The sequence below is a fragment of the Pseudomonas sp. 32_A genome, from assembly GCF_017490905.1.
GTDB classification, from domain to species: Bacteria; Pseudomonadota; Gammaproteobacteria; order Pseudomonadales; family Pseudomonadaceae; genus Aquipseudomonas; species Aquipseudomonas inefficax.
Window position 1 is genome coordinate 1 of sequence record NZ_JAFGYI010000243.1, and the last position, 487, is coordinate 487.

Below are 487 nucleotides of genomic sequence, written 5' to 3' on the forward strand. Positions count from 1 at the left end.
GAATCAACTTCAGCGTGACGCCGTTCGCATACGCCCACTGGTCAAGCGCGCGGCTCGTAAATTCGGGTCCCTGGTCTGTTCGCACCGCCTTGGGATAGCCACGGAAGCGAGCTGCACGGTCCAATGCCCGAGCGACATACAAACCTGAGATGCCATGGTCGACGACGATGTCGACAGCCTCTTTCGTGAAATCGTCGACGACGGTCAGGCACTTCACGCGCCGGCCGTTGGAAAGCGCATCCATCACGAAATCGATTGACCACACCTCGTTGGGTGCGCCCGGCAATGCCAGTTGCTCGCGCTCAATCATGACGCCGTGGCGCTTGCGACGGCGCCGCACAGCCAGTCCTGCCTCACGGTACAGGCGATAGATGCGCTTGTGATTGGCGTGCGTGCCTTCGCGTTCCACCAGGGCGTGCAGTCGGCGGTAGCCGAATCGACGACGTTCGTGCGCCAACTTCACCAGACGCGCCGCGAGCACCTCATT

1 pseudogene is annotated in these 487 nt (G+C 61.8%); it reads right to left on the bottom strand.

The features are described from left to right. Positions 1-487: pseudogene (locus J5M58_RS26495) on the bottom strand (IS3-like element IS407 family transposase); the annotation flags it as partial.